Annotated in this window: 26 protein-coding genes; 12 read left to right on the top strand and 14 right to left on the bottom strand. The window is 54.7% G+C overall.

What is annotated here, in order from left to right; all coding sequences use genetic code 11:
- Positions 1-19: 19 nt before the first annotated feature.
- From ACLGE8_RS09795 to xapA, 3 genes are read right to left on the bottom strand one after another with little or no spacing between them, the layout of a single operon-like run.
- Complete coding sequence (locus ACLGE8_RS09795; RefSeq protein ID WP_410998211.1) at positions 20-178, bottom strand: XapX domain-containing protein; 159 nt, start codon at positions 176-178, stop codon at positions 20-22.
- A gap of 55 nt (positions 179-233) precedes the next feature.
- On the bottom strand, positions 234-1,490 hold the full coding sequence (locus tag ACLGE8_RS09790) for a nucleoside permease (protein ID WP_410998383.1): 1,257 nt from the start codon (positions 1,488-1,490) through the stop codon (positions 234-236).
- A gap of 54 nt (positions 1,491-1,544) precedes the next feature.
- The gene (gene xapA / locus ACLGE8_RS09785; RefSeq protein WP_410998210.1) at positions 1,545-2,378 is read right to left on the bottom strand and encodes a xanthosine phosphorylase; all 834 of its coding nucleotides are present in this window, start codon (positions 2,376-2,378) and stop codon (positions 1,545-1,547) included.
- Between the two features lie 225 nt (positions 2,379-2,603).
- Here xapA and ACLGE8_RS09780 point away from each other — a divergent pair, with 225 nt between their 5' ends.
- Together ACLGE8_RS09780 and ACLGE8_RS09775 are read left to right on the top strand one after the other, a co-directional pair.
- Positions 2,604-3,371: an outer membrane protein OmpK gene (locus tag ACLGE8_RS09780; protein ID WP_410998209.1), complete on the top strand. Its 768-nt coding sequence runs from the start codon at positions 2,604-2,606 to the stop codon at positions 3,369-3,371.
- A gap of 81 nt (positions 3,372-3,452) precedes the next feature.
- Positions 3,453-3,794: a FlxA-like family protein gene (locus ACLGE8_RS09775; RefSeq protein ID WP_410998208.1), complete on the top strand. Its 342-nt coding sequence runs from the start codon at positions 3,453-3,455 to the stop codon at positions 3,792-3,794.
- On the opposite strand, the gene ACLGE8_RS09770 is transcribed toward ACLGE8_RS09775, so the two are convergent.
- Positions 3,785-4,711: a LysR substrate-binding domain-containing protein gene (locus ACLGE8_RS09770; RefSeq protein ID WP_410998207.1), complete on the bottom strand. Its 927-nt coding sequence runs from the start codon at positions 4,709-4,711 to the stop codon at positions 3,785-3,787. The two genes, ACLGE8_RS09775 and ACLGE8_RS09770, sit on opposite strands and share 10 nt — an antisense overlap.
- Positions 4,712-4,800: 89 nt before the next feature.
- Here ACLGE8_RS09770 and ACLGE8_RS09765 point away from each other — a divergent pair, with 89 nt between their 5' ends.
- Positions 4,801-5,796, top strand: coding sequence for a bile acid:sodium symporter family protein (locus ACLGE8_RS09765; protein WP_052282372.1), 996 nt, complete (start codon positions 4,801-4,803; stop codon positions 5,794-5,796).
- Here ACLGE8_RS09765 and ACLGE8_RS09760 read toward each other — a convergent pair.
- The 3 genes from ACLGE8_RS09760 to zipA all read right to left on the bottom strand — a co-directional run bounded on the left by ACLGE8_RS09760 (position 5,793) and on the right by zipA (position 9,103).
- Positions 5,793-6,005: a DUF3820 family protein gene (locus tag ACLGE8_RS09760; protein ID WP_035896906.1), complete on the bottom strand. Its 213-nt coding sequence runs from the start codon at positions 6,003-6,005 to the stop codon at positions 5,793-5,795. The genes ACLGE8_RS09765 and ACLGE8_RS09760 overlap by 4 nt on opposite strands.
- 1 nt (position 6,006) lies before the next feature.
- Entirely contained in the window at positions 6,007-8,022 is a 2,016-nt protein-coding gene (ligA, locus tag ACLGE8_RS09755) for an NAD-dependent DNA ligase LigA (protein WP_410998205.1), read from the bottom strand.
- Positions 8,023-8,092: 70 nt separating this feature from the next.
- The gene (zipA, locus tag ACLGE8_RS09750) at positions 8,093-9,103 is read right to left on the bottom strand and encodes a cell division protein ZipA (protein WP_410998203.1); all 1,011 of its coding nucleotides are present in this window, start codon (positions 9,101-9,103) and stop codon (positions 8,093-8,095) included.
- A gap of 230 nt (positions 9,104-9,333) precedes the next feature.
- On the opposite strand from zipA, the gene cysZ reads away from it, so the two are divergent.
- The 5 genes from cysZ to crr all read left to right on the top strand — a co-directional run bounded on the left by cysZ (position 9,334) and on the right by crr (position 14,189).
- Positions 9,334-10,095: a sulfate transporter CysZ gene (gene cysZ / locus ACLGE8_RS09745; RefSeq protein WP_410998201.1), complete on the top strand. Its 762-nt coding sequence runs from the start codon at positions 9,334-9,336 to the stop codon at positions 10,093-10,095.
- Positions 10,096-10,251: 156 nt separating this feature from the next.
- Positions 10,252-11,223 carry a cysteine synthase A gene (gene cysK / locus ACLGE8_RS09740; RefSeq protein ID WP_035896911.1) on the top strand — a complete coding sequence of 324 codons (972 nt, stop codon included), beginning with the start codon at positions 10,252-10,254 and terminating at the stop codon, positions 11,221-11,223.
- 385 nt (positions 11,224-11,608) lie between these two features.
- Positions 11,609-11,866: a phosphocarrier protein Hpr gene (gene ptsH / locus ACLGE8_RS09735; protein ID WP_002913505.1), complete on the top strand. Its 258-nt coding sequence runs from the start codon at positions 11,609-11,611 to the stop codon at positions 11,864-11,866.
- A 45-nt stretch (positions 11,867-11,911) separates the two neighbouring features.
- Positions 11,912-13,639 (top strand): phosphoenolpyruvate-protein phosphotransferase PtsI, encoded by a 1,728-nt coding sequence (gene ptsI / locus ACLGE8_RS09730; RefSeq protein WP_410998195.1) that lies wholly within the window; start codon positions 11,912-11,914, stop codon positions 13,637-13,639.
- Positions 13,640-13,679: 40 nt separating this feature from the next.
- Positions 13,680-14,189, top strand: coding sequence for a PTS glucose transporter subunit IIA (gene crr, locus ACLGE8_RS09725; protein WP_185669912.1), 510 nt, complete (start codon positions 13,680-13,682; stop codon positions 14,187-14,189).
- A gap of 61 nt (positions 14,190-14,250) precedes the next feature.
- Here crr and ACLGE8_RS09720 read toward each other — a convergent pair whose 3' ends face one another.
- Both ACLGE8_RS09720 and pdxK read right to left on the bottom strand, forming a co-directional pair.
- Positions 14,251-14,490, bottom strand: coding sequence for a cytoplasmic protein (locus ACLGE8_RS09720; RefSeq protein WP_333496761.1), 240 nt, complete (start codon positions 14,488-14,490; stop codon positions 14,251-14,253).
- Positions 14,487-15,353 carry a pyridoxine/pyridoxal/pyridoxamine kinase gene (gene pdxK, locus ACLGE8_RS09715; protein WP_410998192.1) on the bottom strand — a complete coding sequence of 289 codons (867 nt, stop codon included), beginning with the start codon at positions 15,351-15,353 and terminating at the stop codon, positions 14,487-14,489. The genes ACLGE8_RS09720 and pdxK overlap by 4 nt, the downstream gene beginning before the upstream one ends.
- Positions 15,354-15,437: 84 nt before the next feature.
- Here pdxK and ptsJ point away from each other — a divergent pair, with 84 nt between their 5' ends.
- From ptsJ to ACLGE8_RS09700, 3 genes are all read left to right on the top strand, one after another.
- Positions 15,438-16,733 carry a transcriptional regulator PtsJ gene (gene ptsJ / locus ACLGE8_RS09710; RefSeq protein WP_410998190.1) on the top strand — a complete coding sequence of 432 codons (1,296 nt, stop codon included), beginning with the start codon at positions 15,438-15,440 and terminating at the stop codon, positions 16,731-16,733.
- A 13-nt stretch (positions 16,734-16,746) separates the two neighbouring features.
- Positions 16,747-17,451 carry a type 1 glutamine amidotransferase gene (locus ACLGE8_RS09705; protein WP_410998188.1) on the top strand — a complete coding sequence of 235 codons (705 nt, stop codon included), beginning with the start codon at positions 16,747-16,749 and terminating at the stop codon, positions 17,449-17,451.
- A 99-nt stretch (positions 17,452-17,550) separates the two neighbouring features.
- Entirely contained in the window at positions 17,551-17,952 is a 402-nt protein-coding gene (locus ACLGE8_RS09700) for a YybH family protein (protein ID WP_410998186.1), read from the top strand.
- Here the strand turns inward: ACLGE8_RS09700 and cysM are convergent.
- The 5 genes from cysM to ACLGE8_RS09675 form a co-directional block, all read right to left on the bottom strand.
- Positions 17,949-18,860, bottom strand: a complete 912-nt coding sequence (gene cysM / locus ACLGE8_RS09695; protein WP_410998184.1) for a cysteine synthase CysM — start codon at positions 18,858-18,860, stop codon at positions 17,949-17,951. The genes ACLGE8_RS09700 and cysM overlap by 4 nt on opposite strands.
- Before the next feature lie 113 nt (positions 18,861-18,973).
- The gene (gene cysA / locus ACLGE8_RS09690) at positions 18,974-20,068 is read right to left on the bottom strand and encodes a sulfate/thiosulfate ABC transporter ATP-binding protein CysA (RefSeq protein ID WP_185669906.1); all 1,095 of its coding nucleotides are present in this window, start codon (positions 20,066-20,068) and stop codon (positions 18,974-18,976) included.
- Positions 20,058-20,933, bottom strand: a complete 876-nt coding sequence (gene cysW / locus ACLGE8_RS09685; RefSeq protein WP_410998182.1) for a sulfate/thiosulfate ABC transporter permease CysW — start codon at positions 20,931-20,933, stop codon at positions 20,058-20,060. The genes cysA and cysW overlap by 11 nt, the downstream gene beginning before the upstream one ends.
- The gene (cysT, locus tag ACLGE8_RS09680; protein WP_410998180.1) at positions 20,933-21,766 is read right to left on the bottom strand and encodes a sulfate/thiosulfate ABC transporter permease CysT; all 834 of its coding nucleotides are present in this window, start codon (positions 21,764-21,766) and stop codon (positions 20,933-20,935) included. The genes cysW and cysT overlap by 1 nt, the downstream gene beginning before the upstream one ends.
- Positions 21,766-22,782, bottom strand: a complete 1,017-nt coding sequence (locus tag ACLGE8_RS09675; RefSeq protein WP_395593924.1) for a sulfate ABC transporter substrate-binding protein — start codon at positions 22,780-22,782, stop codon at positions 21,766-21,768. The genes cysT and ACLGE8_RS09675 overlap by 1 nt, the downstream gene beginning before the upstream one ends.
- Before the next feature lie 197 nt (positions 22,783-22,979).
- On the opposite strand from ACLGE8_RS09675, the gene ACLGE8_RS09670 reads away from it, so the two are divergent.
- Positions 22,980-23,342 (top strand): endonuclease domain-containing protein, encoded by a 363-nt coding sequence (locus ACLGE8_RS09670; protein ID WP_410998178.1) that lies wholly within the window; start codon positions 22,980-22,982, stop codon positions 23,340-23,342.
- The last annotated feature ends 62 nt before the right edge of the window (positions 23,343-23,404 follow it).

The following is a 23,404-nucleotide window of genomic DNA, read 5'->3' as shown; positions in this document are numbered from 1 at the left end:
AGTTAACTTATCATAATAATCAGTGGAAAATACATTTCACTGCCAGATAACCGAAATACATAAATAATATTGATAAAACACCGGGGAGAACATTTGGTGCAGGAATAGGTAACCGGCACAATGTAAAAAGCGCCCCAATCCCAAAACCGATACCGGATGACATAATAATCTCTTTCACAACGAGTCCTTGTAGTGGTGAGCGCTGACGGAAACTCACGCCAGCGATACATTAATTAATGCGTAACGGATGCTGAGGCTATTTTTTCCGGCTCATGTCTATATTTAAAGAAAATGGAAAAGATGATTGCTAACGCGAAGGAATAGGCTGCAAATATTAACCAGATGGTTTGCCAATCTTTAACGCCATCGATAGAAAAATAATCCACTGCCATTCCACTTAATAGCGATCCAACCCACGCGCCAACGCCATTGACCATGGTCATAAACAGCCCCTGGGCGCTGGCACGAATATGGGATCCGACTTCCTGTTCAACAAACACAGAACCGGAAATATTAAAGAAGTCGAATGCGCAACCATAAACAACCATCGACAGAAGTAGCAAAACAAAGCCGCCCGGTGACGGGTCGCCGAAGGCAAAAAAGCCAAAACGCAGCGCCCAGGCTACCATGCTCATCAACATCACCGCTTTGATGCCAAAACGCTTGAGGAAAAACGGAATCGTCAGAATAAATCCAACCTCAGCCATCTGCGACACCGAGAGAAGAATGGAAGGATAGCGAACGACAAAGCTGTCGACGAACTCAGGATTACGCGCAAAATCATGCAGGAATGGATTACCGAACACATTGGTGATCTGTAGTACAGCCCCCAACATCATCGCGAACAAAAAGAACAGCGCCATTCGCGGATTTTTAAACAGTACAAAGGCATCCAAACCAAGTTTGCTGGCAAGGGTCGCCGCCGCTTTTTTCTCCGCTACCGGTATTTTAGGCAGCGTCAACGCATAGAGCGCGAGCAGAATAGACGCGCCAGACGCGATATAGAGCTGCACGCTGCTGAGTTCAAGATGCAGCAGGCTCACCGCCCACATCGCCACAATAAACCCTAGCGTACCGTAGACACGGATAGGCGGAAAGCGGGTGACCGGATCGAGCCCCGCCTGCGCCAGGCAGGAATAAGATACGCTGTTAGACAGCGCTATTGTTGGCATAAACGCCATGGCGTTAACCAGCATCACCCAAAACATCGTGTCGGAATCCGTCACCGATGCCGCGTAAAACAGCACTACCGCGCAGACCAAATGGCACAGCATATAGGCACGTTCAGCGCGCAGCCATTTATCAGCAATGATGCCCATGATCCCCGGCATGATTATCGCCGCTAGCCCTTTAGAGCTGTACACCATCCCAACGTTCGCACCGGTAAAATGTAGCGTATTGATCATGTAAGAACCCAGGGTAACCAGCCAGCTCCCCCAGATGAAATACTGTAAAAACGACATGATTTTTAAGCGAGACGTAATGTCCATCATTTTTCCTTGTCGTATTATTCGGCCCCCGAAGGGACCTATTTATGAGGGTTATCAGACCAGCTTGCGTAAAAAACCGCAGATAAGATTGATAAAGTTTTGTCGGGACAGTTCGGCTGCAGCCAGCGTCTGCGCATGAGATAGCTTTACATCGCTCAGCCCCTCCGCCATATTGGTGATGGCGGAAACTGCCACCACCTTCAGCCCGCAATGACGTGCGGTAATCACCTCCGGCACCACGGACATCCCCACAACGTCGCCACCGATAATTTGCATCATGCGAATTTCAGCGGCGGTTTCGAAATTCGGCCCTGGATAAGAGACGAACACCCCCTCACTCAGCAGGAACCCCTCCTCCAGAGCAACAACCTGCAGCACAGCACGAAGATCCGCATCATAGGCGTTAGACAGCGAGAAAAAACGCTCACCAAAGTGCTCATCGTTGGGCCCGACCATCGGCGTGCCCGGCATGGTATTGATATGATCTTTCAGCACCACCAGCTCGCCTGCGCCAACTTCAGGGCGCAGAGAACCCGCCGCATTAGTGCAAAATAGCAGCTCGCAGCCCAGGCGCTGAAAAGTGCGAATAGCATCGGTCATAATGCGCATCCCGTGGCCTTCATAGAAATGGCCACGCCCCTTCATACAGGCGACGGGAACCCCCGCGAGCGTGCCAAGAACCAGCTCGCCGGCATGGCCATGTACGGTGCTGACCGGAAAACCAGGCAGTTTTTCATAGGAGATAACCACCGCATCTTCAATTTGCTCCGCCAATGTCCCCAACCCTGAGCCTAGAATAAAAGCAACGCGAGGGGTAAACCCCGGTTTGTAACCATGAATAATATCAACGCAGTATTGCGGGTTATTTGAGTTGTGAGAATAAATCATAACTATCCTTAAGCAGTGAACAAACAATGTGTGTTCCTCTTTTTATAATGATCCTTATCCAATTCAAACAAATACTATTTATTCTTACTATCAATAGCTAATAGATCTCAATCCTCACTTATTCCTTCTGTCTATTAATCCTAAAGAAAAAAGATAATGGTAAATCGGCACAAACAGAAATAAAAATACGCTGTTATTTACCTCTGAAGAACACGGAAATTAACCATGCACAATAATAAACGTCTGCCTCTTATTTTTATCTCTCTACTTGTCCTCTCCTTCACATCACATGCCAAGTTCAAAAGTGGATTCGCTGATATTGGTATTCATTATCTTGACTGGTCCAACCGAACGACAGAAAAGTCGAGTCAGAAGTCGCACAAAGATGACTTTGGCTACCTCGAACTGGAGGGCGGTGCTAATTTTAGCTGGGGTGAAATGTACGGTTTTTTCGATTGGGAAAACTTTTATAATGGCCGCCATGATAAACCCGGCAGTGAGCAGCGCTATACGTTTAAAAATACCAATCGTATTTATTTAAGTGATACAGGGTTAAATCTCTATCTCCATGCCTACGGGACCTATGGTTCGCCGAACCGCGTCAACTTTCACGATGACATGTTCCTTTACGGTCTTGGCTATAATTTTACCGGCGACGGTTATTGGTTTAAGCCATTTATCGCCAAACGCTATACCGATCAAACCTACTATACCGGCGATAATGGCTACGTAGCCGGCTGGGTTGCCGGATACAGTTTTATGCTTGGCCATGAGAAATTTACCGTCACTAACTGGAACGAGTATGAATTTGATAGGGCTCCCAGCTATGGTGCCGGCAACGGCGGTAAGGAAGGGATAAACGGCGCGCTTGCCGTCTGGTGGAACGCGACGCCGCATTTAACCACCGGGATCCAGTATCGCTATGCGGATGATAAATTGGGTGAAAGCTGGTATCAGGACGCCATCATCTACTCAGTAAAATTCAATTTCTGATAGCCACGCACGGGAAGTGACACTCAAGCTTCCCGCAGTCAGGCCGATACTCCTTATATTTCTCAGAATAAGGCGTTCACCATGACCACCATCAGCGCACCCTCTATCGCTTCTCTAAAAACCACCACCAGCACTGCCGCGCCGAGCGGTAATGATGCGGCATCACAAATGGCACGTATCACCCAGCAGATCGTTAAGCTGACCCAGCAGCTTAAAGAGATTGCGGACGGCAGCGGCAGCGCAGAAGAAAAGCAAAAGCAGGCCGAGATGATTCAGGAGCAGATCGCCATGCTGGAAGCGCAGCTGGCGCAACTCCAGCATCAGCAGGCAGAAAAAGCGCAGGAAAAACAGGAAGCCTCTTCTGCCGCCATCACCGGCGTGAACAAGCCCAGCGACGATCACCAGATCGATATTTACGTCTGATACAGCGGGTCCTGTAGCCGTTCATCCATGAGCTGGTGGCTTTGTTCCCGGACCACGTCCCACAACGCCTGAGCCGCGGTGGAGAGCGAACGATTTTTCCGTCTCGCCAGCATCAGCTGGCGCTCTACGCCCGGCGACATCCGCTTCACCGCCAGCGGACTCCCCTCCGGCAACGGTAACGCTAGCGCCGGAATAATACTAATGCCAATGCCCGCCGTTACCATAGGGAACAGCGTTGCGGGGTGACCGATCTCCTGCACAATATTCGCCTCAATTTGATGCAACTGGAGCGCCGCATCGATCAACATCCGGCTGCCGGAAGCGTAGTCCTGCAGCACCAGCTTCGCCCCTTGTAGCGCCTGCCAGTCGACCTCCGGCATAACGGCAAACGGGTGATCGCTACGGCACAGTAAGAAGAACGGCTCGGAGAGCACCGTTTCGCACTGCAAATCCCCCACTACGCCGGGATCGATAACAATACCGAAATCGACATCCCCCTGACGAATACTCTCCAGCACCCACTGCTGCGGCCGGTCGTGCAGCACAAAGCGAATATCCGGATAGCGGCGGTTGCTTTGGGCGATACACTGCGGGATAAGATGCGCTGAAATCGTCTGGCTGGCCGCCACCCTGACCGTGCCGCTTAGCTGCTGCCCGGTGCGCCCCGCTTCCCGTAGCGTGCCCTGTAGCTCGTCCAGCAGTCGTTCCAGTCGAGCTGCAAGCTGCTGCCCCGCTTCCGTCAGTACGACTTCACGCGTAGTGCGGTCGAGCAGTCGGACGCCGGTCTGGCTCTCCAACTCCTTTACGCTATGGCTAACCGCCGACTGGCTCAGGCCGATTATCTCCCCTGCCCGACTAAAACTCTTCGCCTGGGCCACCGTTACAAACACCTTCAACTGTCGCAGCGAGTAATTCATCTGTTTTATTCATGAATGGATGCAATAAATCAATTTTATTTCTCAAAAATAAAAAAGCAAAATGTATGCATCGATCTTCAGGAGTCTTTATGAAACTTTTCCGCATTTTAGATCCGTTTACGCTGACGCTTATTGCGGTTGTCCTGCTCGCCACCTTCTTCCCGGCGCGCGGCGACTTCGTTCCCTTTTTTGAAAATCTGACCACCGCCGCCATCGCGCTGCTGTTCTTTATGCACGGCGCGAAGCTGTCGCGGGAATCGATTATTGCCGGTGGCAGCCACTGGCGGCTGCATCTATGGGTAATGTGCAGCACCTTCGTGGTCTTCCCGGTACTGGGCGTGCTGTTTGCCTGGTGGGCGCCGATTAACGTCGACCCACAGCTTTATGCCGGCTTCCTGTATCTGTGCATTCTGCCGGCCACCGTGCAGTCGGCCATCGCTTTCACTTCGCTGGCAGGCGGTAACGTTGCGGCCGCAGTTTGTTCTGCATCAGCATCCAGCCTGCTGGGGATCTTCCTGTCACCGTTGCTGGTCGGTCTGGTGATGAACGTCCACGGCGCGGGCGGTAGCCTTGAGCAGGTGGGCAAAATCATGCTGCAGCTGCTGCTGCCGTTTGTGTTGGGGCATCTGTCCCGTCCGTGGACCGCGGCCTTTGTGACCAAACACAAAAAATGGATCGCCAAAACCGACCAGACCTCGATTCTACTGGTGGTCTACTCCGCCTTCAGCGAAGCAGTGGTTAACGGTATCTGGCATAAGGTTGGCGTGGGGTCACTGCTGTTTATCGTAGTGGTGAGCATCGTGCTGCTGGCGCTGGTGATCCTGATTAACACCGTGGTCGCTCGTCGTCTTGGCTTCAATAAGGCGGATGAGATTACGATTGTCTTCTGCGGGTCGAAAAAGAGTCTGGCCAACGGTATCCCGATGGCCAATATTCTCTTCCCAACCTCAGTGTTGGGGATGATGGTGCTGCCGCTGATGATCTTCCACCAGATTCAGCTGATGACCTGTGCAGTACTGGCCCGTCGCTACAAAGCGCAGGCCGAAAAACTGCAGGCCAAAGAGCAGGCCCGCGTAGGCAGCTAGCGTTTCAGGGGCTGAACCAGCTGGCTCAGCCCTTCTGTTTTGATGAGTAGCGTCAACTGCATCAGCTCGCCAAGATGCCCGGCAGGAAACTGATCCTTTCGGGCAAACCACAGCAGATACTCTTCCGGCACGTCAATGAGACGCCGCCCTTTGTACTTACCGAACGGCATTTCGGTATTGGCAATCTCAATCAGCTGCGCTTTATCCACCTTAGACTCCTAACAGACGCAGCATTTCGGCTTCGTCGATCACCGCAATGCCAAGCTCCTGCGCCTTCGCCAACTTCGAACCCGCCGCTTCGCCAGCAATCACCAGATCGGTCTTCTTCGACACGCTACCGGCAACTTTCGCGCCCAGCTCAACCAGACGCGCTTTGGCATCGTCACGGGACATCTGGCTCAGGCTGCCGGTCAGCACCACGGTTTTACCTGCAAATGGGCTATCTATCTCTTCGGCGTTGATCACCACCGGCGCAGGCCAGTTTACGCCCTCTTTCAACAGTTGCTGAATCACATTACGGTTGCTCTCTTCAGCAAAGAAGTTGAACACGTGATTCGCCACCACCACACCAACGTCCGGTACCTTTTGCAACTCTTCAATGGAAGCCGCTTCCAGCGCCTCGAGGGTACCGAAATAGGCTGCCAGACCGGCGGCCGTCGCTTCACCCACTTCACGAATTCCTAACGCGTAGAGGAAGCGAGCGAAGGTGGTCTGCTTGGCTTTTTCCAGCGCGCTGACGACGTTTAGCGCCGATTTTGGCCCCATACGGTCAAGCCCGGTCAGCTTGCCTGCGGTCAGGGTGAAAAGGTCGGCGGGAGTGTGGACATACTCTTTCTCAACCAGTTGATCGATAATTTTGTCGCCCATGCCGTCTACGTCGAGCGCACGGCGGGAGACAAAGTGCTTGAGCGCCTCTTTGCGCTGTGCACCGCAGATAAGGCCACCGGTACAGCGGGCTACGGCTTCACCTTCCACGCGCTCCACGTCAGAGTTACATACCGGGCAATGGGTTGGGAAGACGATTTCCTGAGTGCCGTCCGGGCGCTCAGAGAGCACCACGTTGACCACCTGCGGAATCACATCGCCCGCGCGGCGAATCACCACTTTGTCTCCAATACGCAGGCCAAGACGTTCGATTTCATCGGCGTTATGCAGCGTCGCGTTGCTGACCAGCACGCCGGCTACCTGCACCGGCTCAAGACGTGCTACCGGCGTAATTGCCCCGGTACGCCCAACCTGGAACTCCACGTCGCGCACGAAGGTCATCTGCTCCTGCGCCGGGAACTTGAACGCCACCGCCCAGCGCGGCGCGCGTGCCACGAAGCCTAACTCTTCCTGCAACGCCAGCGAGTTCACCTTGATCACCACGCCGTCGATATCAAAACCGAGCGTCGGACGGTCGGTTTCAACCTTATGATAGTAAGCGAGCACTTCCTCCGGAGAGTCACAGAGCGCGACCCGGTCGCTCACCGGCAGCCCCCACTCTTTAAACTGCAGTAAACGCCCCAGATGGGTATCCGGCAGCTCGCCGCCCTCCAGCACGCCCACGCCGTAGCAGAAGAAAGTGAGTGGTCGCTTCGCGGTAATCCGCGGATCAAGCTGACGCAGCGAGCCTGCGGCGGCGTTACGTGGGTTAGCGAACACTTTGTTGCCGGTGCGACGGGCCTCGTCGTTGATTTTTTCAAACCCGGCCTGCGGCATAAACACTTCGCCACGAACTTCCAGACGAGCTGGAATATTGTCACCGCGAAGCTTCAGCGGAATGGCGCGAATAGTGCGTACGTTAGAGGTAATGTCCTCGCCGGTGGTGCCGTCACCGCGCGTTGCCGCACTGACGAACACACCGTTTTCATAGAGGATGCTGACCGCCAGGCCGTCCAGCTTTAGCTCACAGCACCAGGTCAATTTATCCGTGCTCTTGAGACGGTCCTGGACGCGCTTGTTAAAGGCAAGGAAGCTCTCTTCGTCAAAGACGTTGTCCAGCGACAGCATCGGCACTTCATGGCGAATCTGGCTGAACGCCGCCAGCGGCTCGGCGCCGACACGCTGTGTGGGGGAGTCGGAGGTAATCAGCTCCGGGTGCTGCGCTTCCAGTTCGCGCAACTCGCGCATCAGACGATCATACTCCGCGTCCGGCAGTTCCGGGGCATCTAAAACATGATACAGATATTCATGATGGCGAAGCGTCGCTCGCAGTTCATTCAGTTGTTGTTCTATAGGTTGCATATCACACCATCAATGATAAAAAACCCCCGACAGGCGGGGGTTCAGGAAGGAATGGAAACGCGCGAGCCTGTCAGGCGTTGGCGTCTTTAACTTCGCGGATGCGGTCCTGATACTCACGCAGTTTTTGCGGGGTCATCATACGACGCTGGTCGTCCAACACGACACCACCCACTTCATCGGCAATGTACTGCGCCGACTGCAGCATCAGCTTGAAGTTTTGCAGTTCGTCGCCGTAGGACGGCACCTGCATGAAGATGGTCACGCCAGTGGTTTCCATCTCGCCCATCGTATCCGGGTCAAAAGTGCCAGGCTTGAGCATATTGGCCAGGCTAAACAACGCAGGTCCACTGCCGTCCGGGCTCAGATGGCGATGGAAAATATTCATGTCGCCAAATTTAAACCCGGCCTGCTGAATGCTGTTCAATAGCAGTTCGCCGTTAATCTGCGTGCCCTGATGCGCGGAGACGTTCATGACGATAACCGTCTCTTTACGCTCTTTTTTCTCAGGCTGAGCAGGTTCAGGCGCTGGCTGTGCGGCAACCGGTTCTGGCTGCACCGGCTGAGCGACTGGCGCTGCTACCGGCTGCGGAGCCTGAGGTGCAACGGGCTGCTCGGCAACGTGCTGCGGTGGTTGAACCACCGGCTGAGGTTCGACAACCGGCGGACGCGGAGGCTGCTGAACAGGCTGCGGCGGCGGTACCGACGCGGGCTGTGCTGGCTGATAAGGCTGTTGCACATGCGGTTGCTGTACCGGCTCTGGCGCACGCGCAGTCTGAGGCGCCTGACGCTCATAGGGCGGCTGGTACTGGTGTTGAGGCGCGTGACGAGGGGCTTCATGCTCCCCAGCTGCCCCAGGGGCGTGATTGACCTTGTGGACCCGAACTTCACCCACGCCTTCAACATTGTCATCAGCATCGTCTTCCGACTCATCGTCGGCATCACGAGACTTCATTCGCTTTATTGGTCGATCGCGGAACATCGATGAACGCTCTTTACGGCTCGTCCAGAAACCATGAACCAGTAAAGCAAGTATGGCGATCGCGCCAACAATGATTAATATCAGACGCAAATCCTGCATCATTATATTCTCTGTTGTTCTAACACCTTGCCACCACGGCAAACATTTACTCACTAAGAGTATTTGCCCATCACGTCAAGTGCAAGTGTGCACATGACATTCACCGCATAAAGATGAGTAAAATCGTATTTTTTGCTGGTTTTTCGAACATTTCCTAACTGGTCATTGTCCAACAACCCGATAATATATAGTCGTCTTTTCAATGTAGTCCGTAAAAGGAGCTTCACCTGACCATGGTTTCATCGTCCACCCCTGCCGCACGTAGCGGCGTCTACTATTTCTCTCAGGGCTGGAAACTGATCGGCTTGCCGGGCATCCGCCGATTCGTCATCTTACCGCTGTTGGTCAATATCATCCTGATGGGCGGCGCCTTCTGGTGGCTGTTCAGCAAGCTGGAAAGCTGGATCCCATCCTTAATGAACCGTATCCCAGACTGGCTGCAGTGGCTGAGCTATCTGCTATGGCCGGTGGTAGTGATTTCGATTCTGCTGGTGTTTGGCTACTTCTTCTCGACCATCGCCAACTGGATTGCCGCGCCGTTCAATGGCCTGCTGGCGGAACAGTTAGAAGCGCGCCTGACCGGCGCAACCCCGCCGGATACAGGGGTGATTGGCATCATGAAAGATCTGCCGCGCATCATGAAGCGTGAATGGCAGAAGCTGGCGTGGTATCTGCCACGCGCGATTGTGCTGCTCCTGCTGTACTTTATTCCGGGCATTGGCCAGACGGTCGCGCCGGTGCTGTGGTTCCTGTTCAGCGCGTGGATGCTGGCTATCCAGTACTGCGATTACCCGTTCGACAACCATAAAGTGCCGTTTAAAACCATGCGCCAGGCTTTGCGTACCCGCAAGGTTACCAATATGCAGTTTGGTTCACTGGTAAGCCTGTTCACCCTGATTCCGGTGCTGAATCTGGTGATTATTCCGGTCGCTATCTGCGGCGCGACGGCGATGTGGGTTGACTGCTATCGCGACAAACACGCCATGTGGAAGTAATCTCCTCCCCAGGCGGGGCTTATGCCCTGCCTTATTCCATCCCGCTTGCCATTATTTCCCTTCAGTATATAGATATGCGAAATCCTTACTTCCGCAGAATCTTTAAGCAGGTATGCTGAACCAGTACCCCAAATTTCATACAGTTAAGGATAGGCCATGAGTAAGATTTTTGAAGATAACTCCCTGACTATCGGTCATACACCACTGGTACGACTGAACCGCATCGGTAACGGACGCATTCTGGCGAAGGTTGAGTCACGTAACCCAAGCTTCAGCGTCAAATGCCGTATCGGTGCCAATATGATTTGGGATGCCGAAAAACGCGGTGTGCTGAAGCCTGGCATCGAACTGGTTGAGCCAACCAGCGGTAACACCGGTATCGCTCTGGCCTATGTTGCTGCCGCCCGTGGTTATAAGCTGACGCTGACCATGCCGGAAACCATGAGCGTTGAACGCCGTAAGCTGCTGAAAGCGCTGGGCGCCAACCTGGTGCTGACCGAAGGCGCGAAAGGCATGAAAGGTGCAATTCAGAAAGCCGAAGAGATTGTTGCCAGCAACCCGGAAAAATTCCTGCTGCTGCAGCAGTTCAGCAACCCTGCTAACCCGGAAATTCACGAAAAAACCACCGGTCCGGAAATCTGGGAAGATACCGACGGCCAGGTTGACGTATTCATTGCAGGCGTGGGCACCGGTGGTACGCTGACCGGCGTAACGCGCTACATCAAAAATACCAAAGGCAAAACGGATCTGATCTCGGTCGCCGTTGAGCCAACCGACTCCCCGGTTATCGCTCAGGCGCTGGCGGGTGAAGAGCTGAAGCCAGGCCCGCATAAGATCCAGGGGATCGGCGCAGGTTTCATCCCAGGTAACCTCGATCTGAAACTGATCGATAAAGTCGTCGCCATCACCAACGAAGAAGCTATCTCCACGGCGCGTCGCCTGATGGAAGAGGAAGGCATTCTGGCAGGTATCTCTTCCGGTGCCGCGGTTGCCGCTGCGTTGAAACTCCAGGAAGATGAAACCTTTACCAATAAGAATATTGTGGTTATCCTACCATCTTCGGGTGAGCGTTATTTAAGCACGGCGCTGTTCGCAGATCTCTTCACCGAGAAAGAACTGCAACAGTAATGCCAGTTGGTTAAAATCGTGTAAAAAAGCACCCAAGTGGGTGCTTTTTTGTGGCATGCATCAAACTTTTACCCCCCCTGGCATTGATTCACCTTCCTAGGTCTGGTATTTAACCTCTCATATTTATTTTGAGCCGCGAAATTATTCTTAACAGGTTTTCCATAAGCTGAATCGATTTTATGATTTGGTTCAAATCCTGCTTTCACGGCATAATGTTTAATGATAAGCGAAACGTCAAAGGCCAGAAGCGTCTGCGTCGGATGGTTTGTCGCCGATGGTAGTGCTGATTTTGTGGGCGTCGCTTGATTTGTAATACAGGCTAAAGTCTATCCACCAGGCTAGACTTTAGTTCCACAACACTAAACCTATAAGTTGGGGAAATATAATGTTCCAGCAAGAAGTTACCATTACCGCTCCGAACGGTCTGCATACCCGCCCTGCTGCTCAGTTTGTTAAAGAAGCGAAAGGCTTCACTTCCGAGATCACTGTGACCTCCAACGGCAAAAGCGCTAGCGCAAAAAGCCTGTTCAAACTGCAAACTCTGGGTCTGACCCAGGGCACCGTTGTTACCCTGTCTGCAGAAGGTGAAGACGAGCAGAAAGCAGTTGAGCATCTGGTTAAACTGATGGCTGAACTCGAGTAAGTTCAACGAGTTCTTTTAAATATCAGTCACAAGTAAGGTAGGGTTATGATTTCAGGCATTTTAGCATCCCCGGGTATCGCTTTCGGCAACGCACTGCTGCTGAAAGAAGATGAGATTATCATCGACCGGAAGAAAATTTCTGCCGATAAAGTAGAGCAGGAAATTGAACGTTTTCTGAGCGGTCGTTCTAAAGCGTCAGCCCAGCTGGAAGCTATCAAGACCAAAGCTGGCGAAACTTTCGGTGAAGAAAAAGAAGCCATCTTCGAAGGGCATATCATGCTGCTCGAAGATGAGGAGCTGGAGCAGGAAATCATAGCCCTGATTAAAGATAAGCACATGACGGCTGACGCAGCTGCGCATGAAGTTATCGAAGGTCAGGCAACTGCCCTGGAAGAACTGGATGATGAGTACCTGAAAGAACGTGCGGCTGACGTACGTGACATCGGTAAGCGCCTGCTGCGCAACATCCTGGGTCTGGCCATTATTGACCTGAGCGCTATTCAGGATGAAGTTATCCTGGTTGCCGCAGACCTGACGCCGTCTGAAACCGCACAGCTGAACCTGGACAAGGTGCTGGGCTTTATCACTGATGCTGGTGGCCGTACCTCCCACACCTCCATCATGGCGCGCTCCCTTGAGCTGCCAGCGATCGTGGGCACCGGTAGCGTGACCTCTCAGGTGAAGAATGGCGACTATCTGATTCTGGATGCCGTAAACAACCTGGTTTACGTCAACCCAACTAACGAAAAAATTGAAGAACTGCGTGCGGTACAAGAGCAGGTTGCTTCTGAGAAAGCCGAACTGGCTAAACTGAAAGACCTGCCGGCAATCACCCTTGATGGCCACCAGGTTGAAGTTTGTGCCAACATCGGTACCGTGCGTGATATCGACGGTGCTGAGCGTAACGGCGCTGAAGGTGTTGGTCTGTACCGCACCGAATTCCTGTTCATGGACCGCGACGCACTGCCAACTGAAGAAGAACAGTTTGCAGCGTATAAAGCCGTGGCTGAAGCATGTGGCTCTCAGGCGGTTATCGTCCGTACCATGGACATCGGTGGCGACAAAGAGCTGCCGTACATGAACTTCCCGAAAGAAGAAAACCCGTTCCTGGGCTGGCGTGCCGTGCGTATCGCAATGGATCGTAAAGAGATCCTGCGTGACCAGGTTCGCGCTATCCTGCGTGCCTCTGCTTTCGGCAAACTGCGCATCATGTTCCCGATGATCATCTCTGTTGAAGAAGTGCGTGCACTGAAGAAAGAGATCGAAATCTACAAACAGGAACTGCGCGACGAAGGTAAAGCGTTTGACGAAACGATTGAGATTGGCGTGATGGTGGAAACCCCTGCCGCTGCGACTATCGCTCGTCATTTAGCCAAAGAAGTTGATTTCTTTAGTATCGGTACCAATGATTTAACGCAGTATACTCTGGCAGTTGACCGTGGTAATGATATGATTTCACATCTTTACCAGCCAATGTCACCGTCTGTCCTCACTTTGATCAAGCAAGTTATTGATGCTTCTCATGCTGAAGGCAAATGGACTGGCATGTGTGGTGAGCTTGCAGGCGACGAACGTGCTACACTTCTGTTGCTGGGTATGGGTCTGGACGAATTCTCTATGAGCGCCATTTCTATCCCACGCATTAAGAAGATTATCCGTAACACGAACTTCGAAGATGCAAAGGTTTTAGCAGAGCAGGCGCTTGCTCAACCAACCACAGACGAGCTGCTGGCGTTGGTGAACAAGTTCATTGAAGAAAAAACAATCTGCTAATCCACGAGATGCGGCCCAAATTACTGCTTAGGAGAAGATCATGGGTTTGTTCGATAAACTGAAATCTCTGGTTTCTGATGATAAAAAAGACACCGGAACCATTGAGATCATTGCACCGCTCTCTGGCGAAATCGTCAACATCGAAGACGTGCCGGACGTAGTGTTTGCTGAGAAAATCGTTGGTGATGGCATTGCTATCAAACCGACCGGCAACAAAATGGTTGCGCCGGTTGACGGCACCATCGGTAAAATCTTTGAAACCAACCACGCTTTCTCTATCGAATCCGATAGCGGCATCGAGCTGTTCGTTCACTTCGGTATCGATACCGTTGAACTGAAAGGCGAAGGTTTCACTCGTATCGCGGAAGAAGGCCAGCGCGTTAAAGTTGGCGATACCGTGATTGAGTTCGATCTGGCTCTGCTGGAAGAAAAAGCCAAGTCTACCCTGACTCCGGTTGTTATCTCCAACATGGACGAGATCAAAGAACTGATCAAACTGTCCGGTAGCGTGACCGTGGGCGAAACCCCGGTAATCCGCATTAAAAAATAATGCTTAACCGCATATAAAAATGGCGCCGATTGGCGCCATTTTTTTTGCCTATAGGCCGGGGTTACAGCTGAGATGTCACCGGGCGGAAGCACGGCTCGCGCATCAGAATTTTCATCCCTTCCGGCCCGCTTTCCAGCATCCGACGTTCAGAATCGGACACCAGCAGTTCACACTGATAGCCGCCGGTCACGCCAAACATCGCCCGAGCGACGCAGGCATCCTCAAGCGCATCCTGTCCGCTGGTATCAAAGTGCCCTACCAGACGGCCATTATGCCGAATAACCAGACGATAACACTTCATCGCACCTCCCCTGCCGGTGGCAGTATTAATTCATCACAACCGCATTGCTGCGTCCAACTCATCACTGCCAGCACCCTTTCTGCCGCCGCATGCGCCGCTGCAGCCAGCGGCTGTTGCTGCACAATGCCGCTAATGAGCTCAGCGCAGAACAGATCCCCCGTCCCTTTCAGGTCCGTTTCCAGACGCGGATGCTCAATCACCTCCACCGATTCCGGCGTCACCACGGCGACGGTAATATTGTTATCCGTCTGCCCCGGCGCGCTGGTGATCACCACCCACTTCAGCGTGTCGCTGAGCAATGATTTCGCCGCCAGAATCGCCTCATCAAACGTACGGCACGGCTTGCCGCTAAGCATTTCCAGCTCGAACACATTCGGCGTCAGCCCCTGGGCCAGCGGCAGCAGATGGGTGCGGTAGGCCTCTGGGATTTCGGCCTTCACGTAGATACCGCTGTCGACATCACCAATGACTGGGTCTACCAGAATGCAGATATCCGGATGCGACACCTGTACCGTTTTCAGCCACTCAGCCAGCAGCGCAATCTGCTCTGCGCTGCCCATATAGCCGGTGGTGACTGCTTTCAACTCACGCAGCGCATCACGCTCGTTCAGCGCCTTCAGGTAGCCGCCGAACCATTCACCGGGAATAACACCACCGTAGAACGTCTCGTAATGCGGCGTGTTGCTGAACAGCACCGTCGGCACGGCGGTCACCCGCAGGCCGTGGGATTTTATCGCCGGTACCGCAATACTGTTGCCTACGCTGCCGTAAACCACCAGCGACTGAACGGCCACGATGTCCGTCTGTAATGCCCGGTGCGTATCGTTGAAGAGCACCGACTGTATTTCACTATCCTGCCCCATCTACTTCTCCTCTGACTCTGGACAGCGGACTAACGCCTCACTATTATCGTCATATGCTAAAATTCATTTTGTCATAGGTCAATAATGATCGACGGAAAAAGCGCCAACGAAATCTTTGACAGTATTCGTCAGCATATCACCAGCGGAACCTTAGCGAAGGGTGAAACTCTGCCGCCGGTACGTGAACTGGCCGCCCAGCTTGGCGTTAACCGCAATACGGTGGCGTCCGCCTATAAGCGGCTGGTCACCTCCGGGCTGGCGCTGAGCCTGGGTCGTAACGGCACCGTGATTAAAGAGACCGCCGCTCCGGCGGCGCTGGAAGGCGGTAACCCGCATACGCCGCTTACCGATATCTCCAGCGGCAATCCCGCCACGGCACGACTGCCAAACCTGGCCAAACATCTCTCCCACATCAGCAGTACGCCGCGCCTGTATGGCGATCTGCCGGTGTCGCCAGCGCTGGCTGACTGGGCGGCGAAGTGGATGCAGGACACCATGCCCTCGGCAGGACAAATTGACCTCACCAGCGGGGCAATTGATGCCATTGAGCGCCTCCTGAGCGCCCACCTGCTGCCCGGCGATAGCGTTGCCGTTGAAGACCCCTGCTTTTTGAGCAGCATCAGCATGCTGCGCTACAGCGGCTTTACCGCCAGTCCGGTTAGCATCGACCGGGAAGGTATGCTGCCGGAAAAGCTGGAACTGGCACTGAGCAAAGGCGCTCGCGCGGTGATTCTGACGCCACGCGCCCATAACCCCACCGGGTGTAGCCTTAGCGCCGCCCGCGCCGCCGCTTTACAGCAGGTATTGAGCCGCTACCCGCAAACGCTGGTGATTATCGACGACCACTTTGCTCTGCTCGCCGAAGCCCCATGGCACCCGGTAATTGCGCCGCAAACGCAGCACTGGGCAGTGGTGCGTTCGATGTCCAAAACGTTGGGCCCGGACCTGCGTCTGGCCTTCGTCGCCAGTGATAAAACCACCTCGGCGAAGCTGAGACTGCGCCTTAACGCCGGTAGCCAATGGGTCAGCCACCTGTTGCAGGATCTGGTCTACGCCTGCTTAAGCGACCCGGACTTCCAGCAATCCCTTGAGCAGACCCGCCAGTTTTACGCCAGGCAGCAACAGAAAATGGCCGAGGCGCTTCAGGCACAAGGGATAACCGATATTGCCCCCGGCGACGGCCTGAACTTCTGGCTGCCGCTCACTGATTCCAGCCATGAAACGGCCTTTGCCCTCGCCAAATCCGGCTGGCTGGTACGCGAGGGCGACGCTTTTGGCGTACAGAACCCGGCGCAGGGCCTGCGCATTACGCTTTCAACACTCAACGACAACGACATCAATCGGCTAGCCGCTGACATCAGTCAGGCGCTGAGTCACTAACAGGAGAACATCCGTGCGAGTCCATTTTGTTATCCACGAATCATTTGAATCTGCGGGTGCCTACCTGCCCTGGGCTGCTACACGCGGCCACGAGGTGAGCGAGACCCACGTTTACGCCGGGGAAGCGGTGCCGGAGAGCGCCGACGGTTTTGATATGCTGGTGGTCTTTGGCGGCCCGCAGTCGCCGCGCACCACGCTTGCCGAGTGCCCTTATTTTGACTCGAAAGCCGAACAGCGACTGATTCGCCAGGCGATTGATGCCGGGCGCATTGTGGTGGGGATCTGTCTTGGTTCGCAGCTGATTGGTGAAGCGCTTGGCGCAGAAGTGCAGCAGAGCCCGGATAAAGAGATTGGTCACTACCCGATTACGCTCACCGCGGCAGGGCTTGAACATCCGCTGTTCAGCCATTTCGGCTCGCCGCTGACCGTAGGCCACTGGCATAACGATATGCCGGGCCTGACCGCAGAGACGGTGATTCTGGCCGAGAGCGCAGGCTGCCCGCGCCAAATCGTTCAGTATTGCGATAAGGTTTACGGCTTCCAGTGTCATATGGAGTTCACCGCCGATGCGGTTGAAGGGCTAATTCAGCACTCTGAACAGGAGCTGGCGGAGGCCAAAGGCAAACCGTTTATCCGTTCGATGGAGGAGATGCGCGCGCACGATTATCGCGAAATGAACCAGAAGTTATGGGAATTCCTTGATAAGCTGACCCAGTAGTTCCCCGGAGTCGGCTTTGCCTCGTCCGGGCTATGCGTTTTCCTCTGTAGCCCGGCCAAGCGCAGCGCCGCCGGGGAAGCCCCCAGCTAAGGAGACCTCATGCCATTATCATCCCTTAAAACCGTTATCGAAGCCTGCGACCGCGCTATCTCGCAGGAAGACTACGCCACGTTGATGGAATACTACGCCGACAACGCCACCCTGGTGGTTAAGCCGGGCATGGTAGTCAGCGGCAAAGAGAATATCCGCAAAGCCTTTATTGCCATTGCCGACTACTTTCAGCACCGATTGGTGGTGACGCAGGGTCGAATGGAGATTATTGAAGGCGGCGATAACGCGCTGGTGATTATGGAAACCCGGCTGGATATTCCGTTGTCGGAGGGCGGTTCAACGCAGGTCACGCGCCGCGCCACCTACGTTTTTCAAAAGCGCGCGGGCCGCTGGCTTTGTACCGTAGATAACTCCTACGGTACAGACCTGCTGGATAATCCCGAGGTTTAAATCCCCGCGCCCTGGCTGAAGTGCTCTTCGCCAAACACGCCGGTTGAGAGGTAGCGATCGCCGCGATCGCAGATGATCGCTACCACTACCGCGCCAGGGTTTTGTTCGGCCACGCGAATGGCGCCTGCCACCGCACCGCCGGAACTCACGCCGCAGAACACACCCTCTTTCACCGCCAGCGCACGCATGGTGTTTTCCGCGGCGTTCTGGTGAATATCCAGCACCTGATCGACAAGCGCGGCGTTAAAAATCCCCGGCATATACTCCGCCGGCCAACGGCGAATCCCCGGAATACTGCTGCCCTCTTCCGGCTGCAGGCCGACAATGGTCACCGCTTTGTCCTGCCCGCGTAAAAAGCGCGACACGCCGGTAATGGTGCCGGTGGTACCCATGCTGGAGACGAAATGGGTAATGCGCCCCGCCGTCTGCTGCCAGATTTCCGGGCCGGTGGTGGTGTAGTGCGCGTAGGGGTTATCCGGGTTGTTGAACTGATCGAGCAGTTTGCCCTCGCCGCGCTGGGCCATTTCAAGCGCTAAATCGCGCGCCCCTTCCATCCCCTGCTCTTTGGTGACCAGAATCAGTTCGGCACCGTAGGCGCGCATCGCCGCACGACGTTCCTGACTCATGTTGTCGGGCATCAACAGCTTCATCTGGTAGCCCTTGAGCGCCGCAATCATCGCCAGCGCAATACCGGTATTGCCGCTAGTGGCTTCAATCAGCACGTCGCCCGGCTTAATTTCGCCACGTTTTTCCGCTTCGACAATCATCGACAGCGCCGCGCGGTCTTTGACCGAGCCCGCCGGGTTATTGCCTTCCAGCTTGATCCAGATTTCGCTACCGTTATCCGGCCCCAGACGTTGTAATTTGACCAGCGGCGTGTTGCCGATCGTTTGTTCTAATGTATTCACTTCTGCCGTCCAATAAAAAGCCCGGCTGCGTTTCGCTTACCGGGCCTGTCAATATTGTCTTGTAGGCCGGGTAAGCGTAGCGCCACCCGGCAAAACCACGTGCGATTAAGCTATCAGGCCGTTTCTGCCAGAGCAAGCGTCTCATGGGACTCAATGCGCTGGTCGCCGTGGTACAGGCGCGCATTCTGCAGGCCGACAAACAGGCGATCGCCACGCAGCGGCGCATCGTCACCGCGCATCACCACCGTTAATGGCTCCTGATACCACCCCAAAGGCTGGACAACTAATTGGGTGTAGTGACCTTTCGGGCTGGCTTCCAGCACCTGAACCGGCAGCGGAGAATCAAGGCTGGTACGACGGCTGACGTCCACTTCCCACGGGCGCAGGAACAGATCCACCGGCCCCTGATAGGACGGCGTATAACCCAGCGGCCAGCGGTGCGCGCCAACGTGGAACTGCCCGCCGCGAATGGTGCCCTGCAGGCGGTTCACTTCGCCCATAAATTCCAGTACGAAACGGGTGGCTGGTTCGCGCCATACCTGATCCGGCTCATCGGCCTGTTCAATATTACCCTGGCTCATCACCACTACGCGGTTGGCGACTTCCATCGCCTCTTCCTGATCGTGGGTAACGAAGACGCTGGTGAATTTCAGCTCTTCGTGCAGCTGACGCAGCCAGCGACGCAGCTCTTTACGCACCTGCGCATCCAGCGCGCCGAACGGTTCGTCGAGCAGTAAAATCTGCGGCTCCACCGCCAGCGCACGAGCCAGCGCCACGCGCTGCTTCTGCCCGCCGGACAGCTGTGCCGGGTAGCGGTCTGCCAGATGGGCAAGCTGCACCATCTCCAGCAGTTTGGTCACTTTGGCTTTAATGGTCGCGGCGTTTGGACGCTCGCGACGCGGCAGCACGGTCAGGCCAAAGGCGATGTTGTCGAACACCGTCATATGGCGGAACAGCGCGTAGTGCTGGAAGACAAACCCCACCTTACGGTCACGGGCGTGCAGACGACTCACATCGGTGCCGTGGAAACGAATATGCCCGCTAGTCTGGTGCTCCAGCCCGGCGATAATACGCAGCAGCGTGGTTTTCCCGGAGCCGGATGGCCCCAGCAGCGCGACCATCTGGCCGGAAGGGATATCCAGAGAGATATCATTCAGCACCTGGGTGCGACCAAAAGACTTCTTAATATTGGCAATCTCAATGCTCATGATTTCCCTCCTGTTGCGCGCGTTTTTCTTGATTATGCAAACGCCACTGCAACGCACTCTTTAAGAACAAGGTCAAAATAGCCATCAGGGTCAGCAACGCGGCGGCGGTAAAGGAACCGACGGTGTTGTAGTCCTGCTCCAGCAGTTCAATCTGTAACGGTAACGACAGGGTCTCGCCGCGAATCGAGCCGGAGACCACCGACACGGCGCCAAACTCACCAATCGCACGGGCGTTGGTCAGCACTACGCCGTACAGCAGCGCCCAGCGAATGTTCGGCAACGTGACGCGTTTAAACATCTGCCAGCCGGAAGCGCCAAGCAGCACCGCCGCTTCGTCCTCCTGACTGCCCTGGCTCAGCATCACCGGCACCAGTTCGCGAACCACGAACGGGCAGGTGACGAAGATGGTGACCAGCACCATGCCCGGCCAGGCAAACATAATCTGCAGGTTATGCGCTTCCAGCCAGCCGCCAAGCGGGCCGTTGGAACCGTAAAACAGCAGATAAACCAGACCCGCCACCACCGGCGAGACGGCAAACGGGATATCCAGCAGCGTCAGCAGCAGCTGACGGCCCGGGAAGTTAAAGCGCGTTACCAGCCAGGCCAGCAGCACGCCGAACACCAGGTTCACCGGCACGGTAATCAGGGCAATCATCACCGTCAGCCAGATGGCGTGCAGCATGTCCGGGTCGGCCAGGTTGTGCAGCACCGGCATCAGCCCTTTGCTGAAGGCCTGGACGAAGATATAGATCATCGGCACCAGCAGGATAAAGGCCGAAACCAGCATCCCGATGCCAATCAGCACCCATTTACCCCAGTTGATGCGGGGGGCGTCATAGCGTTTCAATTGAGTAACTTCCGCCATTAGTGACCTACCACACGTCGACCAAAGCGACTTTGCAAGGTATTGATGGAGAACAACAGCAGCAGAGAGGCCGCGAGGATCACCGACGCAATCGCGCTCGCCGCCGGATAATCAAACTCCTGCAGGCGAATAAAGATCATCAGCGAGGTCACTTCCGTCTTCCAGGCAATGTTGCCAGCGATGAAAATCACCGCGCCGAACTCGCCGAGGCTGCGGGTGAACGACAGCGCCACGCCCGCCACCAGCGCCGGGGAAAGCTCCGGCAGCACCACTTTACGGAAGCTCTGCCAGCGTGTAGCGCCCAGCGTTTCCGCCGCTTCTTCATATTCAGGGCCTAACTCTTCGAGCACCGGCTGTACGGTACGTACCACGAACGGGATACTGGTAAACGCCATCGCCACCGCGATGCCAAGCCAGGTATAGGTCACCTTAATATCAAACTTCGCCAGCCACTCGCCGTAGAAACCGTTCACCGAGAACAGCGATGCCAGCGTCAGGCCAGCCACCGCCGTTGGCAGCGCAAACGGCAGATCCATCAAGGCATCCAGCAGCGTGCGGCCCGGGAAACGGTAGCGGGTTAAAATCCACGCCATCAGCAGGCCAAATACGCCGTTAAAAATCGAGGCCACAAACGCCGACAGCAGCGTCACTTTATAGGCCGCTACCACCTGCGGGTTGGTGATCACTTCCCAGTACTGCGACCAGCTCATCTCAGAGAGTTGCATCACCAGCGCGCTCAGCGGCAGCAGCAGAATTAAACACACGAACAGCAGACTGGTGCCGAGACTCAGGGTAAAGCCCGGCAGCACGCGTCTGGAGGAGACTGCAAACATTACTTACGCCCCGCCGCTAACAGCTTGTCTAACTCGCCACCGCTGGCGAAATGCGTTTTCATCACTTCAGGCCAGGCGCCAAATTTGTCTTCCACACGGAACAGTTCGGTCTGCGGGAATTTGTCTTTCAGCTTGTCCATCACCTGCGGATTGTTCACGCGGTAGTAGTAATCGGTGATGATGGTTTGCGCCTGCGGGCTATACAGATAGTTCAGGTAGGCTTTCGCCGCCTTCTCGGTACCGTTAGCTTTGACGTTTTTGTCGACCCACGCAACCGGGAACTCCGCCAGAATGTTGACCTTCGGCACCACCACTTCGAAGCCCTGATCTTCATACTGCTTACGGATGTTGTTTACTTCGGACTCGAAGGTGATCAGCACATCGCCGAGACCGCGTTCCACGAAGGTGGTGGTTGCCCCACGGCCGCCGGTATCAAACACTTCGACGTTTTTCAGGAACTGGGTCATAAACTGCTGGGTTTTGGCTTTATCGCCACCGTCGGCCTGATCCGCCGCGCCCCACGCCGCCAGATAGGTATAGCGGGCGTTGCCGGAGGTTTTCGGGTTCGGGAAAATCAGCTTCACGTCCGGACGCACCAGATCATTCCAGCTCTCGATATGCTTCGGGTTGCCCTTACGCACCAGGAAAGCCATGGTCGAGTAGAATGGCGAGCTGTTGTTCGGTAAACGAGACTGCCAATCAGCCGGAATCAGGTTGCCTTTGTCGTGCAGGATCTGCACATCGGTCACCTGGTTATAAGTTACAACGTCAGCTTTTAAGCCCTGCAAAATCGCCAGCGCCTGCTTGGAAGAACCGGCGTGAGATTGCTTGATGGTCAGCTTGTCACCCGCGTTATCCTTAGCCCATTGCTGCTCAAACGGCGTATTCAGGGCGGCAAACAGCTCACGGGAGACGTCATAAGAACTGTTTAACAGCTCCGTCGCCTGTGCTTGTGCCACCAGCAGCATTGAAGCAGCCAGCGCCAGGTATCTTTTTTTCAGTAACTTAATAGCCATTGCGCACCCTATCGTTTGAAGACTCTCTGAGCATCAGTGTATTTATAACGGGGACGAAAGGAGTAACGGTTTTATATACCGTTTGGTGATTTGGAAGTTGAAAAGAGAATAAGCGCCAGGATGGTGCTTTCTGAAGCGAGATTCCAGAATCGTAACAGCATTCTGACAAAGCGAAAACATCCAGGCAAAGCGCCTGAATGGAAAATACCTATGATTTTGCTCGTCAGTTAAGGCGAGGACTTACGCCCCATGAACGCCGCTTGTGGTATCAGCTTCGGGATCGTCGGTTTGCGCAGTTTAAGTTCCGTCGTCAGCATCCGGTTGGGCCCTATATTCTTGATTTTGCTTGCTGTGCTGCTCGCCTGGCAGTGGAGCTGGATGGTGGGCAGCATGATGAAAGGGCGGGATATGATGCAAGGAGAACAGCATGGCTTGAGCGGCAAGGGTGGCGAGTATTACGGTTCTGGAATAATGAGTTGATGGGGAATGAGGAGGCGGTGTTGGCGCAAATTCTGGAGGCATTGGTATCGCGATTACCCTCACCCCGGCCCTCTCCCTGAAAGGGAGAGGGGGAAAAACATACTGCACCGAGCGATCCCCTCTCCCTGCGGGGAGAGGGTTA

Source organism: Kluyvera sp. 142486 (genome assembly GCF_046569695.1).
Lineage (GTDB): Bacteria > Pseudomonadota > Gammaproteobacteria > Enterobacterales > Enterobacteriaceae > Kluyvera.
The sequence above is the reverse complement of the archived record's forward strand: the minus strand, read 5'-3'. Positions and strand labels throughout refer to the sequence as shown.